Raw genomic sequence first — 16306 nt, forward strand, 5'->3', positions numbered from 1 at the left:
CATGCGCTTCTTCATCCCGATCCTGATCGGGCGGATCCTCCGTGCCCTCGCCCGTGCGAGGGGCGGCGGGTCCGCCTACCCCGGGTACATCGTCCTGAAGCTCGTGCCGGACTTCCTGCAGCACGTGACGAAGCAGTTCCCGAACGGCGTCGTCTTCGTGCTCGGGTCGAACGGCAAGTCGACGACGACGCACATGATCTCCGACATCGTCCGGGCGCACGGGCTTCGGGTCTTCACGAACCCGTCCGGCGCGAACCTGCCGCAGGGCATCGCGTCGGCCCTGCTGTCCGAGGTCTCGCTGACCGGCCGGCTCAAGGCCGACATCGGCATCCTCGAGGTCGACGAGGCCTTCGCGGTCGAGCTCGCCGGCATCCTGTCGCCCTCGACGGTGACGATGCTCAACGTGCAGGTCGACCAGCTGTACCGGTTCTTCGAGACCGAGCGCGTGGCGACGATGATGCTCGACACCGCCGCACTGTCGACGGCGAACGTCATCACGAACCACGACGACCAGTTCCTCGACGGCTACTCCGGCACCCCCGGGCAGCGCGTCCTGCGGTTCGGTGCGAGCGACGAGGTCATCGCCGCGGCACCGAACGGTCTGCAGAACGCCGATTCGTTCGACGCCGGTGACCGTGCCCAGCACACCGCCGACGCCGAGGTCGTGGCCCACACGGGTGACGGCGCGACGATCCGCTTCGACGGCGCCGAGATCCCGGTCCGCCTGCCCGCCCGCGGTCTGCACTACGCGGTCGACGCCGCTGCGGCCACCGCGACGGCGAGTGCGGCGCTCGGTGCGCAGTTCCACGCTGACGCCGTGACCAAGGCCTTCGGCACGATGAAGCCCGCGTACGGCCGGGGCGAGCGACTCCCCATCGCGGGCGAGTCCGCCGAGTTCACGATGTTCAAGAACGCCGCGAGCCTGCAGCTCAACCTCGACGCCCTGCCGGACCAGCCCGAGCAGGTCCTCATGGCGATCGACGAGGGCACGCCCGACATCTCCTGGATCTACGACATCGACTTCTCGAAGCTCGACCACGTGGACGTCGTCTCCGGTGACAAGGCGTGGCAGATCGCGATCGCGCTCGAGCACGCCGGTGTCCGCATCGGCCGGGTCGAGCCCGACGTCGAGGCAGCCATCAAGCACATGGAGCAGCTCGGCTCGACGACCCGCGGGACGAAGAACTTCATCGTCAACTACGAGATCATGATGATCGCCCGCAAGGCCCTCGGCCACCCGGACATGGAGAAGACCGCATGACGGCCGACCGGCTGACCATCCTGCACGTCTACCCCCGGCAGATGGGCGTCTCGGGCGACCGTGGCAACGTCGCGGCCCTGGTCCGCCGTGCGGCCGCCGCGGACATCGAGACACAGGTCCTCGAGTACGCGCCCGGTGACGAGCTCCCGACCACGGCGGACGTCGTCGTGATCGGCAACGGACCACTCAGCGCGATGCGTTCCCTGGGCGACGACGTCACACGCATCGGCGGTGCGCTCCGTGCGTTCGCGACCGACGGTGTGCCGGTGGTCGCCGTCGGCGGTGGGTTCGACCTCGCGACGAACGAGGTCGTGCCGACCGAGGGTGCGCCTGTCGCCGGGTTCGGGGTGTTCGACGCCCGGGCCGTCCGCGGTGCCGAGCGCCGCGTGAACTACTTCGTCCTCGAGACCCGGTACCCGCTGCTCCCCGGAGCACCGAAGCGTCTCGCCGGCTTCGAGGACCACGCCACCACGATCGAGCTCGCGGCCGGGGTCAGCCCGTTCGCCGACGTCGTGTCCGGTGGTGGCAACCAGGCGGGAGCCCCGGTCGAGGGTGCGATCGTCGGCAACTCCTTCGGCACGCACACGCAGGGGCCGATCCTGCCGCTCAACCCGCAGCTGACCGACGGTGTCCTCGCCGCGGCCACCGCACGGCTGGGCCGCGAGTACGCGCCGGACGCGGAGCAGACGGCGACGATCGACCGCTACGCACGTGAAGCGCGCGCCACGGTCGACCGCTACGTCGACAAGGCGTTCAAGCGCATCGCCTGACGAACGAAGCAGAAGGCCGGGTCCCGACGGGGCCCGGCCTTCGTCGTGTCCGCGATGGCGACAGTCGCCAAGAGCGTCCTCTCGGATTCAACATCTGACACGGCCACTTCTCCGGGAACGGCATCCCCAACTGGGAGAGTCCAGACACGGTCGCAGCGCTCCAGCACTGGGCGGCTGCTCATGGCCGTTACAGCGGGCCGATCGACGGAGTGTGGGGGCCGAACAGCTACCGCGGCGTCGCTTGGATGCTCAACCGCTCGTTCTGAACCGGGCTGCAGACAGACAGGAGGCGCGGTGCCAGCTGGCACCGCGCCTCCTGTCCGTGTGTCGGTCGCGACTACTTCGACTCGTAGAGTCGGCTGCTCTCGTCGTGCCACTCGATGGCGGTCGCCGCGAGCTTGTCCTTGAACTCGGCGCCGTGGTGGGCGCAGAAGTAGAGCTCGCCGCTCGACATGGTGGCTCGGATGTAGGCCTGCGCCCCGCAGCTGTCGCAACGGTCGGCGGCGGTCAGCTGGTGGTTGCTGACTTCGTCGATGGAGGGGTCCTGCACGGTCTGGGTCATTGCTGTGCTCCTCACGGATCGCAGGTGGTGCCGGGTGGTTGCACCATTTCAACACGTGATGCCTGAGAGCGACGCATTGTCGGGCCCTGTTTCGCTCAGCGCGGATCGCTTGGCCCCAGTGCGAGTGTCCACACGGTGCTGTCGGTGCCGCTCGGTAAACTCCGACGGTGAGCTCCGACTACTCCGCACGCCATCTCTCCGTCCTCGAAGGGCTCGAGGCGGTCCGGAAGCGTCCGGGCATGTACATCGGCTCGACGGACTCCCGGGGCCTCATGCACTGCCTGTGGGAGATCATCGACAACTCGGTCGACGAAGCCCTCGCGGGGCATGGTGACGAGATCGGCGTCGTGCTGCACGCCGACGGCTCGGTCGAGGTCCGGGACACCGCCCGGGGCATCCCCGTCGACGTCGAACCGAAGACCGGCCTGACCGGGGTCGAGGTCGTGTTCACCAAGCTGCACGCCGGCGGCAAGTTCGGCTCGGGGTCGTACGCGGCCTCGGGTGGCCTGCACGGTGTCGGCGCCTCGGTGGTGAACGCGCTGTCGGAGCGCCTCGACGTCGAGGTCGACCGGGGCGGCAAGACCTACGCCATGTCGTTCCACCGCGGCGAGCCGGGCATCTTCGACGACAGCAAGGGCATCGGCCCGGACGCCCCCTTCGCGCCCTTCACCTCGGGCAGCGAGCTGCGTGTGGTGGGCAAGGTCAAGAAGGGCGTCACCGGCTCCCGGATCCGCTACTGGGCGGACCGTCAGATCTTCACCGCCGACGCTCGGTTCAGCACCGACGACCTGGTCACCCGTGCACGGCAGACCGCGTTCCTCGTGCCCGGGCTCGGCATCACCATCACCGATGAGCGCGCGGCGTCGATCGACGCCGCTGCCGCCCGGGCCGAGGCGACGGGCACCACCGTGGCCGCCGGGCCGGTGGTCGAGCGCTTCCGGTACGAGGGCGGGATCGGCGAGTTCGTCGAGCACCTCGCCGTCGACAGCCCCCTCACCGACGTCTGGCGCGTGCAGGGGACCGGCACCTTCACCGAGACCGTGCCGATGCTCGACGACAAGGGCCACATGGTCTCCACCTCGGTCGAGCGCGAGTGCGAGGTCGACCTGGCGCTCCGCTGGGGCAGTGGCTATGAGACCGTGTTCCGCAGCTTCGTCAACATCATCGCGACGCCGAAGGGCGGCACCCACCAGGCCGGGTTCGAGTCGGGCGTCGTCAAGGCCGTCCGTGCCCAGGTCGAGGCGAACGCGCGCAAGCTCAAGGTCGGGCAGGACAAGCTCGACAAGGACGACGTCCTCGCCGGCATGACCGCCGTGCTGACCGTGCGTTTGCCCGAGCCGCAGTTCGAGGGGCAGACGAAGGAGATCCTCGGCACCCCGGCGGTCCGGAAGATCGTCGACCAGGTCGTGTCGAAGCGCATCACCGAGATCCTCACCTCGACGCAGCGCACCGAGAAGGCACAGTCGGCGGCCCTGCTCGAGAAGGTCGTGTCCGAGATGAAGACCCGCATCTCGGCGCGGGCGCACAAGGAGACGCAGCGCCGCAAGAACGCGCTCGAGAACTCCTCGCTGCCGACGAAGCTCGCCGACTGCCGCTCGCAGGAGACCGAGGGCACGGAGCTCTTCATCGTCGAGGGCGACTCGGCGCTGGGCACCGCGAAGCTCGCCCGCAACAGCGAGTACCAGGCGCTGCTGCCGATCCGCGGCAAGATCCTCAACGTGCAGAAGGCGTCCGTGTCGGACATGCTCTCGAACGTCGAGTGCGCGTCGATCATCCAGGTCATCGGCGCCGGTTCGGGCCGTACGTTCGACATCGACCAGGCGCGCTACGGCAAGATCATCATCATGTCGGACGCCGACGTCGACGGCGCCCACATCCGCACGCTGCTGCTGACGCTGTTCTTCCGGTACATGCGGCCGATGATCGAGCAGGGCCGGGTCTTCGCCGCCGTGCCGCCGCTGCACCGGGTCGTCGTGGTGAACCGCGGCAAGCCGAACGACACGCTGTACACGTACTCCGAACAGGAGCTACAGACCGTGCTGAAGAAGCTCGAGAAGACGGGCAAGAAGTACCAGGAGCCGATCCAGCGGTACAAGGGCCTCGGCGAGATGGACGCCGACCAGCTCGCGGAGACCACGATGGACCGCGCGCACCGCACCCTGCGTCGGGTGAACGTGACCCATGCCGAGGGTGCCGCGAAGGTGTTCGAGCTGCTCATGGGCAACGACGTGGCGCCGCGCAAGGAGTTCATCCTGGCCGGCGAGGGCCTGGACCGCGACCGCATCGACGCGTAGCTCGCCTTCACGCCCGGGCCGCGCCGCGGCCTGGCGTGCTCACGCGCTGGGCGACACCTCACGCGGCCCGCGGCCCGTGAGCTGTCACTCAGCGCGAAACCGCGCCGCGTCCGCGACACGGTGACGGCGGACGGGAGGCCCGTGGCGGCACCGCCCCGCGCCTCCGGACCGTGCGCCCTGCGTTCTCACGCGCTGGGCGACACCTCACGGGGCCCGAAGAGCGTGAGGTGTCGCTCAGCGCGAAACGGCGCCGTGTCAGCGACACCGGAACCGGACGCCAGCGCGCGCCTAGGCCTCGCCGGCGGTGCCGTCGAGCGTCGCTGCGCTGCCACCGATCGAGCCGATGACCGCCTCGAGCGGGGCGCCGGAACCGTCGCGCTTCGACAGCCAGTCGGGCAGGGTCCGCGCGGCGCCGTCCGTGCCGACGGCGTGCGGCGGCGCGATGCCCGCCCAGCCCACCGTGAGCCCGTCCTCGCCCTTCAGGAACGCGTGCGCCCGGACACCCTGGGTGGCACGGCCCTTCGCCGGGAACTCCGACAGCGCGGAGACCTTGGCGCGACCGGCGTCGGTGCCGGGCAGCGCGGTGGAGGTGGTGGACACCGTGGCGACCACGGCATCGTCGGAGCGTGCGACCGAGCCGAACCAGATCACCGAGGCGCCGTCGGCGAGGGCCATGCCGGCCACACCACCGGCGGGCAGCCCCTGCGCGCGGACGACGGACGCCGGGAACCGCAGCAGTTGCGCGTTCGAGCTGATGAACACCAGGTCGTCGGACTCGGGCGCCTGCGCGGCACCGACCACGTGGTCGCCGGGCTTCAGGCCGATCGCGACGAACTCGGGCTTGTCGGGCCATGCACCCGCGACGACGCGCTTCACCACGCCGTGTGCGGTGCCGATCGCCAGCGAGTCCGACGACGCGCCGGACAGGTCGACGATCGCCACGACGGTCTCGCCCTTGGTGAGCGCCAGGAAGTCGGTGACCCGGACGCCGGCGTCGAGTCGGACCGCGGCGGGCGGCACGGCGGGGACGTCGACGGGGGAGAGCCGGAGGACCCGCCCGGTCGAGGTGATCGCGCCGATCTGCCCCCGCACCGTGCTCACCACGGCGGAGCGGACGGCGTCGTGCTTCGAGCGCTTCGGCACGCGGACGATGCCGAGCTCCGACGTCGGGATGTCGACGCGGATGAGCCGTCCGGTGGTCGACAGCAGCACGCGGCAGGGGGAGTCGGCGATCTGCAGGGACTCCGGGTCGACCGCGGCCTTCCGACCGCCCTTCACCGGAGCGTCGGCCTCGGTGAGCAGCGTGCGGCGCGGGGTGGCGAACCGGTCGGACACCTCGGTCAGCTCGAGGGCGACCTGCGCGCGGAGTCGTTCGTCGGATGCCAGCAGTTCTTCGAGGGCGGCGATGTCGGCGAGTAGCTGGTCGCGCTCGGCCTCGAGCTCCATCCGCGAGAACTTCGTCAGGCGGCGCAGGCGCAGCTCGAGGATGTACTCGGCCTGCACCTCGGACAGGTCGAAGACGTCGCGCAGGCGGTTTCGGGCCGCCTCGGAGTCGTCGGAGGTGCGGATGACCTGGATGACCTCGTCGATGTCGAGGATCGCGATGAGCAGGCCCTCGACCAGGTGCAGCCGTTCCTTGCGTCGTGCCAGCCGGTACTGCGACCGGCGGGTGACGACGTCGAGCCGGTGCTGCACGTAGACGTCGAGCAGCTCGCGGAGCCCGAGGGTGCGCGGTGATCCGCCGACCAGCGCGACGTTGTTGATGCCGAAGCCGTCCTCGAGCGGGGTGTGCTTGTAGAGCTGCTCGAGCACGGCGGTGGGGTTGAAGCCGCTCTTGATGCCGATGACGAGCCGGAGCCCGTGGTTGCGGTCCGTCAGGTCGTTGACGTCGGAGATGCCGACGAGCTTCTTGGACTGGACGCCGTCCTTGATCTTCTCGATCACACGCTCGGGGCCGACCAGGTAGGGCAGCTCGGTGACGACGAGCCCGACCTTGCGCGGGGTGAGGTTCTCGACGCTCACCTTCGCGCGGGTGCGGAACGAACCACGGCCGGTCGCGTAGGCGTCGCGGACACCGGAGAGCCCGACGATCGTGCCGCCGGACGGCAGGTCGGGGCCGGGCACGAACTCCATGAGTTCTTCGAGGGTGGCCTGGGGGTTCATGAGCAGGTGCTTCGCCGCCTCGACCACCTCGCCGAGGTTGTGCGGCGCCATGTTCGTCGCCATGCCGACCGCGATGCCGGAGGCGCCGTTGACGAGCAGGTTCGGGAACGCCGCCGGGAGCACGCCCGGCTGCATGATCTGGTTGTCGTAGTTCGGGACGAAGTCGACGACGTCCTCGCCCAGGCCCTCGGTCATCGCCATCGACGGTTCGGCGAGCCGCGCCTCGGTGTACCGGGCGGCAGCGGGGCCGTCGTCGAGGGAGCCGAAGTTGCCGTGGCCGTCGACGAGCGGCACGCGCATCGTGAACGGCTGGGCCATGCGGACCAGCGCGTCGTAGATCGCGCCGTCACCGTGCGGGTGCAGCTTGCCCATCACCTCGCCCGTGACGCGGGCGCTCTTGACGTGTCCGCGGTCGGGTCGCAGGCCCATCTCGGCCATCTGGTACAGGATGCGACGCTGCACCGGCTTCAGGCCGTCGCGGGCGTCGGGCAGCGCCCGCGAGTAGATGACGGAGTACGCGTACTCGAGGAAGGAGCCCTGCATCTCCTCGGAAACGTCGACGTCCTCGATGCGCTCACCGTCGGGCAGGCCGACTACGTCCGTGCGTGCCATGGCACCTTTCTGGAGAACCGGAGTCGTCTGGAAGACTCGTGGGATGGGAACAAGCGTACCGACGGCCCCCGACGCCGTCGCGAACCTCGCCGACGTCTTCCCGAGTTGCCTCGTGGCGCTCGGCGCTGCGGACGACGCGTGGTTGCGGAACGACGGCCTGGAGGCCCGGATCACCCTCCGCCCCGCCCGCTCGGCGATCGTCGTGCTGGTCGACGGCCTCGGTTCCGCCGCGCTGGCGGCGCGCGCCGGGCACGCCCGCTGGTTGACCGGCGCGAAGGGCACCGGCACCGCGAAGAAGCTGCGGACCGGGTTCCCGACGACGACCGCGGCCGCCCTGAGCACCCTGACCACCGGCCGCTCGCCCGGCACCCACGGCGTCGTCGGCTACAGCGGCTGGAACCCGGACACCGGTGCCGTGATGAACCTGCTGGGCGGCTGGGACACCGAGGTGCCCGCGGACTGGTTCCTGACCCGGACCCTGTTCACCCGGGCCGCGGAGCTCGGACTCGACCCCGTCGTCGTCGGGCCGGACCGCTACCGCTCGTCCGGGATGACCGCGAACGTGCTCGGCGGAGCCCGGTACGTGTCGGCGGACACCGTTGCCCAGCGCGTCGACGCCGCACTGGCCGAGACCACCAGCGGCCGCTCGCTCGTCTACCTGTACGTGCCGGAGCTCGACTCGATCGGGCACAAGTACGGCTGGCAGTCCGACCGGTGGACGGCCGCCCTCGAGCTGCTCGACGGCGAACTCGCCCGGCTCGACGCCCGCAGCGCCGACGACGTGGGGGTCCTGGTGACGGCGGACCACGGCGTGCTCGACGTGCCGGACCACGCGAACATCGCCATCGACCCGCTGCTGCTCACCGACGTGGTCGGCGTCGCGGGTGACCCGCGCTGCCGCCAGCTCACCGTCGCACCGGGCACCGACGTCCGCGCCCTCGTCGGCGCGTTCCGGGCCCGCTACGGCAAGAAGGCGTACGTCGCCAGCCGTGCCGAGGCGATCGAGGCCGGGTGGTTCGGGCACGTGTCCGACCAGGTGGTGCCGCGCATCGGTGACGTGCTCGTCGTGGCGCGCGGCTCGTGGGCGTTCAACGACGACCGTGCCCTGCGCGAGGACGAGACACCGAAGCGCATGATCGGCCAGCACGGTGCCATGACCGACGAGGAGACGATCGTGCCGCTCCGGCTCGCCGGCGCGTTCGCCCACTAGGACGTCGGCGCCGACGGTCGGTGTGCGTGCCGATCAGGCGGGGTCGTCGTCCGGACGGGTGCCGAAGACGATCTCGTCCCAGCTCGGCATCGAGCGACGGTTGCGCTTCTTGCGTTCGCCACGGCTCTCGGACTCCGGCGCCGAGGCGGGACGGACGTCGGAGGACTGCGGTGCGGTGTCGTGCGCGCCGCCGTCCTCGAAGCCCTGCAGCGGGATGTCGACGACGCTGATGGAGGTCCCGCGGGCGGGCTCGTCGCGCTGTTCGCCGAAGGACGCTGCTTCGCGCTCCCCGCGACGACGGCGGAGCGCCTCGAGCAGGTCGGAGGTCTCGTTGCCAGGAGCGCGCTCTTCCACGGCGGCCTGGCCGATACGGGGCAGCGGCGCGCGGAGTGGGGCGTGCTGGGACGGCTCGGGCTCGGCGGCCGGCTGCTCCGGCTCGTCGACGCGGAAGGCGCCGGAGTCGAAGCGGGTGCCGTCGTCGTCCTGCTGCTCGAACTCGACCGCGCGCAGGCGCGGGGCGATGCCCTCGTCGTCGGTGTGCGACAGCCGGTGGGCGTCGCCGTTGTCCGGCGCGAGGGTCGAGGTCTTCGGGTCGAAGTGCCACTGGGCGTCGTGCTCGACCTCGCCCGCGGTGTAGCGGACGCGGACCTGCCACCCGCTCTCCGGGTGCTTCCACGAGCCCCAGGTGATCGCGGTGGCCTCACCGGCCTCGAGCTTCGCGGTGATCGCGGGGCCGAAGGTGTCGGGGGACTCGTCGTCGACCGGGGTGACCGGCACGCGGTGCGAGGCGTCGAGGATGAAGGCACGCTCGGCGAGGACCGGGCCCTCGAAGCGGCGGACGTACTCGACGTCGACGTCGAGCGCGGCGGCCACGTCGGCGGCGTCGGCGCCGCCACGGATGCGTGCCTGGACGTCCTTGGGGGAGACCCGCTTCTGCGGACCGGCGTCGGGGTTCGCCTGGCGCACCTGGCCTGCCAGCGACGACGTGACGGGCAACCGGAACTCGGTGCCGCCGTCGGTCGCCAGGAGGAGTGCGCCGGACTCGACTCCGATGACTCTCACGTCTTGCATGGTTCCGCCTTCCCAGCGTCGCGTACGGTCCTGCTGTCGTACCCCGTGAGTATGCAGGGACGACGGGCGCTTTCCGGGGAGGCGCACGGGCGTGCCGCGGACATCCGCACGGCCGATCCCGGGCACGCGGCGCTCCGGCAACGGGTGTCGGGAATGTCCGGTTCCGGTCGTGGGTTGCACAGCCAGCACGACCCGCCGCAGCACTCGGTTTGCGCTCTGGCGGGGCGTGGTGCAAACTGTCGCCGCCGATCACCCGGCGACGACCTCTCGATACGAGAAATGGATGGGCATGGCCACCGATTACGACGCCCCCCGGAAGACCGACGACAACTCCGACTCGGAGTCGATCGAGGCCCTCAAGGAGCGCGTTCCCGACAAGATGTCGGGGGTCGTCGACGATGATTCCGACAACCCCGGCAGTTTCGAACTCGCCGGGCAGGACCTCAGCGACGTCGACCTCGACGTCGTGGTGCTGCCCCCGCAGGTCGACGAGTTCACCTGCGTCGAGTGCTTCCTCGTGAAGCACCGCTCCCAGCTCGACCACGAGTCGAAGCTCGGACCGGTCTGCGCGGAGTGCGCGTCGCTCTAGCGAACACAGCCGCGTCGTCCTCGACGCAACGATCAGCGAAGGCCCCGCATCCTCCAGGGATGCGGGGCCTTCGTCGTGCGCTGCGAGGCGGGGCCGAGCCGCGCCTCCAGGCCGTGGACTGCGGTCCGTCAGGACCGCAGCGCCTCGACGACCTTGCCCGGGTGCCGGACGCTGACCAGCCAGTAGGGCGTCGGGTCCGCGTCGTCGCGCACCTCGACCTTGACGACCCCGCGCACGTAGCCGCGGAAGAGCGTCCATGCGCGGGCGTCGAGTGCCGGCCCGCGCTGCTCGGTGGCCGCTGCGCCCTCGAAGGCCTCGGTCGTGCCGACGAGCGTGCGGGGGAGGTGTGCCTTGCCCGCGCGGAACTCGGTGTCGGTGACCTCGATGGTGGGTGCGAGTGCCCACAGGAGGACCAGGACCCCGAGCTCCATCCCGATCGCCACGAGGACGCCGGCCAGGACGCTGATGGGGAGGAAGACGAGCAGGGTGGCGGGGATGACGAGCGCCGTTGCCAGGTAGAGGGCGGGCGGGGCCCAGAGTCGTTCGCGGTACAGGGTCACGGGTCCATTCGATCACGAGCGAGCGAGGTCACGGAACGGTCACGGCTGCACTACCCTCGTCACGTGACCGAACCAGTCGACGTCCTCTGGACCGGGGAGCACGCTCCCGGCCACGCCCACCCCGGCGACGCGGGTGCCGATCTCGTCTCCACCGAGGCCTTCGTGCTGCAGCCGGGGGCACGACACCTGGCCGCCACGGGTCTGCGCATCGCGCTGCCCGATGGGTACGCCGCGTTCGTGGTCCCGCGGAGCGGCCTGGCGGCAAAGCACGGCATCACGATCGTGAACAGCCCCGGCACCGTCGACTCCGGCTACCGCGGGGAGATCAAGGTCGCCCTGCTCAACACCGACCAGACGGAACCGTACGAGGTGCACGTCGGCGACCGCATCGCCCAGTTGATCGTGATGCCGGTGCCGCGGGTGACCTACACCCGGGTCGACGACCTGCCGGACAGCGTCCGCGGACAGGGCGGGTTCGGCTCGTCGGGCTACGGTGACCGGAGCGACGCCGTGACCGGTGCCGCCGCAGACGCTCAGGAAGGAACGCGCGCATGAAGTTCGGCCGACGCAAGCGGGACGAGGTCGAGGTGGCGGACGCCGTCACCGACGACATCGAGGTCGCGGACACGTCCCCCGAGGTCGACATCGCGACGGATGCCGACGCGGACCTCGACGAGGTCGACGCGGTCGCCCCGACGGACAAGTCCGCTCCGGAGGACCGGGCCGAGAACGGCCCCCACGACGAGACCGAGGCGAACCTGGTCCGCCCCTACGTCGACCTGGGCGGGGTGAAGGTGCTCCCGCGCGAGGGCCTGCACCTGCGCCTCGAGGTCGAGGAGGGCTCGCAGCGCGTCGTCGCGGTCGGGCTCGACTACGACGAGTCCACGCTGCAGGTCCAGCCGTTCGCGGCGCCCCGGTCCACCGGCCTGTGGCACGAGATCCGCGCCCAGATCGCCGAGCAGATCGAGCGCCAGGGCGGTGTCGTGACCGAGGTCGACGGCCCGTTCGGCCCCGAGCTCCGCGCGTCCGTCCCGGTCGCCGTGGACGGCGACGGCGGCACCGCCGGCTCCCGCCCGGCCCGCTTCGTCGGCGTCGACGGCCCGCGCTGGTTCCTGCGCGGCGTGATCGCCGGCAAGGCCGCCGAGCAGCCCGACGACGCGAGCGAGATCGAGGAGCTGTTCCGCAGCGTCGTCGTCGTGCGCGGCACGACGCCGATGCCGCCGCGCGACCTCATCCCGCTGCACATGCCCAAGTCGACGCAGACCGCGATCTGACTGACTGACGACCAACCCCGCCTGGAGGCACGGTGCCGGACCACGACGACACCCCACGACCCGAGACGGCTGGCTCCGACCCCGCTGCACCGGCGGCGGAGTCGCCGGTGGTGCCGACCGTGGCACCGCCGGCTGAGTCGCCGGTCGCACCGTCCTTCTCCGCGCAGTTCCGCGACGCCGTGCAGAACGCCGGCATCGCCCGCGTCGCGCCCGGTGAGGCGCCGTCCGGCCGGGCGCTGCTCGGCGCGGTCGGCGGGGTGCGCGGCCTCGCCGAGTCGGTACTGCCCGGGTTCGCGTTCCTGGTCGTCTACGCGATCACGAAGGAGCTCGTGCCGAGCGTCGTGATCCCGGTGGCGGTCGGCCTGGTGTTCGTGGTGCTCCGGCTGCTGCAGCGGCAGTCGGTGACGATGTCGTTCGCGGGCATCCTCGGCGTCGCGGTCTCGGCCGGCCTCGCGCTCATCACCGGCCGTGCGGAGAGCAACTTCATCCCCGGGATCGTCATCAACGCCGTCTGGCTCGTCGGGCTGCTGATCACGCTGGCGATCCGCTGGCCGCTCATCGGGCTCGTCGTCGGCTTCCTGCTGCCGGCGAACGAGGACGGCTCGCACGTCGACTGGCGCGCCGACCCGGTGAAGCGCCGCGTGCTGACGGTCGCCACCTGGATCTGGGTCGGGCTGTTCGCGGTCCGGCTCGCGGTGGAGGTCCCGCTGTACCTGACCGCGCAGGTCGAACTGCTCGCCGGGCTGAAGCTCATCCTCGGCGTGCCGCTGTACGCGGCGGTGCTCTGGGTGACGTGGCTGCTGGTCCGCACCGTGTTCGTCCGACGCGACGACGTCGCTCCGGTGTAGAGTTCTCTCGACATCAAGATAGTTCTCGCAGGGCGCGCACGCGTTCTCGGGATTAGGTTTGCCTTGCTGGTGGGACGGTCCACGGCCCGCGAGGATGAGGGCAAACCGATCAGTAGGGAGGCGGCACGGTGGCTGCAGTCAATAGCTTCGGCTCGAAGGACACACTGTCGGTTGGGGGTGTCGACTACGCGATCCACCGGATCGACTCGGTTCCCGGGCACGAGAAGTTGCCCTACAGCCTGAAGGTGCTGCTCGAGAACCTCCTCCGCACCGAGGACGGCAAGAACGTCACCGAGGGACAGATCCGGGCGCTCGGCTCCTGGCGGCCCGACGCGGAGCCCGACACCGAGATCCAGTTCTCGCCGGCGCGTGTCGTCATGCAGGACTTCACGGGTGTGCCGTGCATCGTCGACCTCGCCACCATGCGCGAGGCCATGGCGGACATCGGCGGCGACCCGAACAAGATCAACCCGCTGTCCCCGGCCGAGATGGTCATCGACCACTCCGTCATCGCCGACCTGTTCGGCAGCACGGACGCCCTGCAGCGCAACACGGACCTGGAGTACGAGCGGAACGGTGAGCGTTACCAGTTCCTCCGCTGGGGCCAGACCGCGTTCGAGGACTTCAAGGTCGTCCCGCCGGGCACCGGCATCGTCCACCAGGTGAACATCGAGTACCTGGCGAAGGTCACCTACACGCGTGACTTCGACGGCGAGACCTACGCGTACCCGGACACCCTGGTCGGCACCGACTCGCACACCACGATGGTGAACGGCCTCGGCGTGCTCGGCTGGGGCGTCGGCGGCATCGAGGCCGAGGCCGCGATGCTCGGCCAGCCCGTGTCGATGCTCATCCCGAAGGTCGTCGGCTTCAAGCTCTCCGGCGAGATCCCGGCCGGTGTGACCGCGACCGACGTGGTGCTCACCATCACGCAGGAGCTCCGCAAGCACGGCGTCGTCGGCAAGTTCGTCGAGTTCTACGGCGAGGGCGTCGGCGCCGTCCCGCTCGCCAACCGCGCCACCATCGGCAACATGTCGCCCGAGTTCGGTTCGACGGCGGCGATCTTCCCGGTCGACGACGTCACGCTGGACTACCTGCGCCTGACCGGTCGCGACGAGGCACAGATCGCCCTGGTCGAGGCGTACTCCAAGGCCCAGGGGCTGTGGCACGACGCCTCGGTCGAGCCGAACTACTCCGAGTACATGGAGCTCGACCTCTCCACGGTCGTGCCCTCCATCTCGGGCCCGAAGCGTCCGCAGGACCGCATCGAGCTCACGAACGCGAAGAGCCAGTTCGAGCTCGACCTGAACAACTACACGACGCCGTCCGAGCAGACCGACCTCGACGACGCGGTCGAGGAGACGTTCCCGGCCTCCGACCCGATCGCGGCCGGTTCGACCAACGAGGACACCGCGCTGCACGAGCACGTGCACGTGTCGAGCGCGCCGTCGACCGCCTCGGCGCCGACGAAGGTCGCGATGGACGGGGCCGACCCGTTCACGATCGACCACGGTGCCGTCGCGATCGCCGCGATCACCTCGTGCACGAACACGTCGAACCCGTCGGTCATGATGGCCGCCGGCATCCTCGCCCGGAACGCCGCGAAGAAGGGCCTCACCGCGAAGCCCTGGGTGAAGACCACCCTCGCACCCGGGTCGAAGGTCGTCACCGACTACTACGAGAAGGCCGGTCTCACCACCTACCTCGAGCAGCTCGGCTTCTACACGGTCGGCTACGGCTGCACCACCTGCATCGGCAACTCGGGCCCGCTGCCCGAGGAGATCTCGCAGGCCGTGCAGGACAACGACCTCGCCGTCACCGCGGTGCTCTCGGGCAACCGCAACTTCGAGGGCCGGATCAACCCCGACGTCAAGATGAACTACCTGGCGTCCCCGCCGCTGGTCATCGCCTACGCCCTCGCCGGGTCGATGCACTTCGACTTCGACAAGGACGCCCTCGGCACCGACCAGGACGGCAACGACGTGTACCTGACCGACATCTGGCCCGACGCGGCCGAGGTGCAGCAGGTCATCGACGAGTCGATCGACACCGAGATGTTCACCCACGAGTACGGCTCCGTGTTCGAGGGCGACGACCGCTGGAAGAACCTGCCGACCCCGACCGGCGACACCTTCGAGTGGGACCAGGAGTCGACCTACGTCCGGAAGCCCCCGTACTTCGAGGGCATGACGATGCAGCCCGACGCGGTGTCGGACATCTCCGGCGCCCGGGTGCTCGCGAAGCTCGGCGACTCGGTCACGACCGACCACATCTCGCCGGCCGGTTCGATCAAGGCCGACAGCCCCGCCGGCCAGTACCTCGCCGAGCACGGCGTCGACCGCAAGGACTTCAACTCCTACGGCTCGCGTCGCGGCAACCACGAGGTCATGATCCGCGGCACGTTCGCGAACATCCGTCTGCGCAACCAGCTGCTCGACGGCGTGGAGGGCGGCTACACCCGTGACTTCACGACGCCGGACGGTGCGCAGTCGTTCATCTACGACGCCTCGCAGCACTACCAGGAGCATGGCATCCCGCTCGTCATCTTCGGTGGCAAGGAGTACGGCTCCGGCTCGTCCCGTGACTGGGCGGCCAAGGGCACGAACCTGCTCGGTGTCCGTGCGGTCATCACCGAGAGCTTCGAGCGGATCCACCGCTCGAACCTCATCGGCATGGGCGTCGTCCCGCTGCAGTTCCCGGCGGGCGAGACGGTCGAGTCCCTCGGGCTCGACGGCACCGAGGTCGTGTCGATCTCCGGGCTGACCGAGCTGAACGAGGGCCGCACCCCGAAGACGGTGCACGTCACCGCGACGCCGAGTGAGCACTCGCCGGCCGGCAAGCAGCCGATCGAGTTCGACGCGGTCGTCCGCATCGACACCCCCGGCGAGGCCGACTACTACCGCAACGGCGGCATCCTGCAGTACGTGCTCCGCTCGCTCGTCTGAGCCCGTTGAACGACAGGAGCGACGGACGCACGGGTCGCTGACGCGACCACAGATCGGACCGGAGGCCCGTGGCGACACCGCCACGGGCCTCCAGTCCGTCACCTGGTAGCGGGAATAGGGTGATGGCTTGGTACCCACGAAAGGAGC

At 70.2% G+C, this 16306-nt stretch carries 13 protein-coding genes; 9 read left to right on the plus strand and 4 right to left on the minus strand.

Features of this window, described 5'->3' with window-relative positions:
- Position 1: 1 nt before the first annotated feature.
- Together ACZZ9K_RS01495 and ACZZ9K_RS01500 are read left to right on the plus strand one after the other, a co-directional pair.
- Positions 2-1261: a MurT ligase domain-containing protein gene (locus ACZZ9K_RS01495; RefSeq protein WP_463443167.1), complete on the plus strand. Its 1260-nt coding sequence runs from the start codon at positions 2-4 to the stop codon at positions 1259-1261.
- A complete protein-coding gene (locus ACZZ9K_RS01500; protein ID WP_463443168.1) occupies positions 1258-2031 on the plus strand; it encodes a type 1 glutamine amidotransferase in 774 nt (257 codons plus the stop codon). The genes ACZZ9K_RS01495 and ACZZ9K_RS01500 overlap by 4 nt, the downstream gene beginning before the upstream one ends.
- Before the next feature lie 337 nt (positions 2032-2368).
- Here the strand turns inward: ACZZ9K_RS01500 and ACZZ9K_RS01505 are convergent, their stop codons facing one another.
- Positions 2369-2593 (minus strand): DUF7455 domain-containing protein, encoded by a 225-nt coding sequence (locus ACZZ9K_RS01505; RefSeq protein ID WP_017886093.1) that lies wholly within the window; start codon positions 2591-2593, stop codon positions 2369-2371.
- Positions 2594-2760: 167 nt separating this feature from the next.
- Here ACZZ9K_RS01505 and ACZZ9K_RS01510 point away from each other — a divergent pair, with 167 nt between their 5' ends.
- Positions 2761-4887 (plus strand): DNA gyrase/topoisomerase IV subunit B, encoded by a 2127-nt coding sequence (locus ACZZ9K_RS01510; protein WP_071244557.1) that lies wholly within the window; start codon positions 2761-2763, stop codon positions 4885-4887.
- A 288-nt stretch (positions 4888-5175) separates the two neighbouring features.
- On the opposite strand, the gene ACZZ9K_RS01515 is transcribed toward ACZZ9K_RS01510, so the two are convergent.
- Positions 5176-7662, minus strand: a complete 2487-nt coding sequence (locus tag ACZZ9K_RS01515; protein WP_138803236.1) for a DNA gyrase/topoisomerase IV subunit A — start codon at positions 7660-7662, stop codon at positions 5176-5178.
- Between the two features lie 43 nt (positions 7663-7705).
- Between ACZZ9K_RS01515 and ACZZ9K_RS01520 the strand changes: the two genes are divergently transcribed.
- Positions 7706-8872, plus strand: coding sequence for an alkaline phosphatase family protein (locus ACZZ9K_RS01520; protein ID WP_463443169.1), 1167 nt, complete (start codon positions 7706-7708; stop codon positions 8870-8872).
- Between the two features lie 33 nt (positions 8873-8905).
- Here the strand turns inward: ACZZ9K_RS01520 and sepH are convergent, their stop codons facing one another.
- Complete coding sequence (sepH, locus tag ACZZ9K_RS01525; protein WP_463443170.1) at positions 8906-9934, minus strand: septation protein SepH; 1029 nt, start codon at positions 9932-9934, stop codon at positions 8906-8908.
- Positions 9935-10232: 298 nt separating this feature from the next.
- Here sepH and ACZZ9K_RS01530 point away from each other — a divergent pair, with 298 nt between their 5' ends.
- Positions 10233-10532, plus strand: a complete 300-nt coding sequence (locus ACZZ9K_RS01530; protein WP_017886098.1) for a DUF4193 domain-containing protein — start codon at positions 10233-10235, stop codon at positions 10530-10532.
- A gap of 128 nt (positions 10533-10660) precedes the next feature.
- Here the strand turns inward: ACZZ9K_RS01530 and ACZZ9K_RS01535 are convergent, their stop codons facing one another.
- Positions 10661-11092 (minus strand): DUF3093 domain-containing protein, encoded by a 432-nt coding sequence (locus tag ACZZ9K_RS01535; protein ID WP_110859581.1) that lies wholly within the window; start codon positions 11090-11092, stop codon positions 10661-10663.
- A gap of 63 nt (positions 11093-11155) precedes the next feature.
- Here ACZZ9K_RS01535 and dut point away from each other — a divergent pair, with 63 nt between their 5' ends.
- The 4 genes from dut (at position 11156) to acnA (ending at position 16159) form a co-directional block, all read left to right on the plus strand.
- Positions 11156-11647 carry a dUTP diphosphatase gene (gene dut / locus ACZZ9K_RS01540; protein ID WP_463443171.1) on the plus strand — a complete coding sequence of 164 codons (492 nt, stop codon included), beginning with the start codon at positions 11156-11158 and terminating at the stop codon, positions 11645-11647.
- Complete coding sequence (locus ACZZ9K_RS01545) at positions 11644-12366, plus strand: DUF3710 domain-containing protein (protein WP_232536646.1); 723 nt, start codon at positions 11644-11646, stop codon at positions 12364-12366. The genes dut and ACZZ9K_RS01545 overlap by 4 nt, the downstream gene beginning before the upstream one ends.
- A gap of 32 nt (positions 12367-12398) precedes the next feature.
- Positions 12399-13214 carry a DUF3159 domain-containing protein gene (locus tag ACZZ9K_RS01550; protein ID WP_463443172.1) on the plus strand — a complete coding sequence of 272 codons (816 nt, stop codon included), beginning with the start codon at positions 12399-12401 and terminating at the stop codon, positions 13212-13214.
- A 128-nt stretch (positions 13215-13342) separates the two neighbouring features.
- The gene (acnA, locus tag ACZZ9K_RS01555; RefSeq protein ID WP_463443173.1) at positions 13343-16159 is read left to right on the plus strand and encodes an aconitate hydratase AcnA; all 2817 of its coding nucleotides are present in this window, start codon (positions 13343-13345) and stop codon (positions 16157-16159) included.
- The last annotated feature ends 147 nt before the right edge of the window (positions 16160-16306 follow it).

It is taken from the genome of Curtobacterium sp. AC268, from assembly GCF_979258745.1.